Consider the following 2,487-nt stretch of genomic DNA (forward strand, 5'->3'; position numbering starts at 1 on the left):
CGTTTTGTGCAAAAACTGTACTCTGTTGCCAAAAGTACGGCCAGCTTGCTCACATTCCCAAGGTTAAGCGGGATTTAAGGGTGAGGCTTTTCTCTGATTGGATATGAGCAGTTAATGCTATTCAATATCAGAAGGGGGAATCAGTATCTTACATGGGGTGTAAAAGTCAGTTTTGGGGGCACTATGGGAGGTCTAGGGGGAGTGTAGGATGGATCCGCAATCCGTTTCAGCTGATAAAAACGATGGGAGCTGTCATCATGTGAATGTTGTCTCTTTCCTTGTGATGTTGCGCTTAGCCTTTCCTGTATATGGCCATAAATCGAGCATACTGAGCGGATCCGTTTGTTGAACTGAGTGTTGTATTTATGATCAGGACGAGCTGAATAGTGTTTTACTATGAGAATCTCAAGGTCATCATAGCTCATGTTTTGTTTAATTGTCTCTTGTAGGTAGCAGGCGAGTGCCTGCGCTAACCTGTCTCCGGCAAGTTGCAATAACTGGCGTTTATTTGCAGCGCTATCGTCTTCTAAAAGTCGGTATTTTGTAGGTAAGCTGACCTGACGAATATAATAGCAAGCGGCTTCTTCGCAAATTCGTCCATACCAGGGTTTCCCTGGTTCTAGCCACTTCTGAATCCAGTCTTTTTCTTGATCCAGGTCACATCGCTTTCTGTGTTTTCTGATTCCTCTGCAAAATGCTTGTATTTGAGAATGTTTATCTGGGATCCAGCCACCTTGAGGAGAGAAACGATGAGTAAAATCTGTTGAGGGAGTTCTTTGATATATTTGCTCTGAACTTGCCTTGGTAGTAATAGGAGAGGAAACAACATCTTTTTTCAAAGCTGAGGCATGACTTTCACTGATGCGTAATGAGTGCTCAAGAGGTGTAGCCGTAGCGGCTGTTCCTTGATCATAGCTGGTTTCGGATTCAGGGGGCATGGCGGTAGCCATAGCCATAGCACTACAGCATTCTTCACTGGATGCCGTGCCTGGTATTAATGATGCCGGTTGTGTCACTGTTAGCGTCTTTACTTCAGGCGCTGAGTGTTTTTTCTTCTTTTTTTTCTTCTTCTTTGATGGTTTTTCTGTTTTTGTGTCAAGTGTTTCTGTTTCTAAGGGTTTAGACGCCAATGCTTCAGGTGAGTGAGTGGGAGGTAATAAACTGGTGGAGGCTTGGGCAGGTTGACATTTTTTAACGCTCTCTTTTTCTGGAGCTGTTGTAGGTAGTGTCATCTCTGCAGGCGTTGCTTCCTCCTCTACGTCGGTGTCGTCGCCAAGAATCTGTAGTTCGCATATTTCCTTGAGATTTTCTATTGAGTAGTGAGTCTTTGAGGGGAGATCGTGTTGCAATAGCTGGTCAAAACAATGGAGTGCCTGTTGATAGAGCCCAAATCTCATGTAAAGTTCTCCTGCATCCTTATACAGAAGTGGAAAGGTTCCTTGACCTGCGGCTCGTTCCAGATGACTTGCACAACGTAATGGTGAGACTCTTCCAAAAATAAAACCAAATTTCAGCATAAATCCGATGATGAGATTGACTGCTCCTTTTAGGTAGGGGGAGGAGAATGTTTCGATACATTCTTCCAGCCCGGTAATAATTAACTCTCGGCCATCTCGGGGGAATAATTGTGTGATGCTTTGGGCTAGTTGTTCCGTAGGATCCGTTAGGTCAATAGTTGAAGGTTCGCGAAGTGAGCGGCGACATAGTATCAGTTGGCTATACAGTAATGAATATGTGCTAAAGGAGATTTCACCTGAATTCGATAGTATCGTTCTGGGTGATGGGTTTTCTTGGCAGAGTACTCGGGTGAATAGCCATATAATCCGTTTACTGTCATCAATTTCATGTAGATTTTTTTCTACTTTTAGGAAGATTGCCAAATCGTCATTCGGAAACGTTTCATTTCTTGTAACAAAAAATTGTAGGAGTGTCAGCATAACAAAGGGTGGTGGGGCTATTTCAATTAAGCGCATAGTGGCAAAAGGAGAAATAAGGTATTTGCTATCAGCGATGAGCGATAGTTTTACTAAAAACCAAATGCTTGGTGGAAATTCAGTTGCTAATGTCAATTCATATAGCTCCTCGACTTCTTCGATATGTAATTCGCTTGGCCTCATGGTGGATAGCTTGTAGTAAAGCTCAAGAACTCTGACGTGATTGGAAACTGTTTCTGTGCTGAGTTTGGATAATCTATCAATAAATATTCTAGATGTTTCTTGGTCGCCCGTATAAAAATACATGAGTGCAAGCCCTAAATAGTAGTTTGTTTGTGATTGGATTGTGAGTTTTTTAAAAGGTGATTTTTTTATTTCTTTTTTTTGCTCGTTGACATAATCTACGCATTCTTCATGAATAAAGAATGGATGTTTGTTGCCTGTATTTTGAATGGCGTCCTTAATGATTTGGTCATGAATCAGATCCGTTGATTACGTATATATAACAGTCAACGATCATGGTTAGGCTATGCATTTTGGATTATGGCTGTTA

At 41.9% G+C, this 2,487-nt stretch carries 1 protein-coding gene; it reads right to left on the minus strand.

Annotated features, from left to right (window positions below):
- Positions 1-140: 140 nt before the first annotated feature.
- Complete coding sequence (locus ABD892_RS11090) at positions 141-2,240, minus strand: hypothetical protein (RefSeq protein ID WP_345195713.1); 2,100 nt, start codon at positions 2,238-2,240, stop codon at positions 141-143.
- Positions 2,241-2,487: the final 247 nt, after the last annotated feature.

The sequence above is a fragment of the Kistimonas scapharcae genome (assembly GCF_039540975.1).
Classification (GTDB): Bacteria; Pseudomonadota; Gammaproteobacteria; order Pseudomonadales; family Endozoicomonadaceae; genus Kistimonas; species Kistimonas scapharcae.

Coding starts and splice junctions, on each gene's coding strand:
- ABD892_RS11090 (WP_345195713.1), bottom strand. CDS start 2,240: ATGTATTTTTATACGGGCGACCAAGAAACATCTAGAATATTTATTGAT.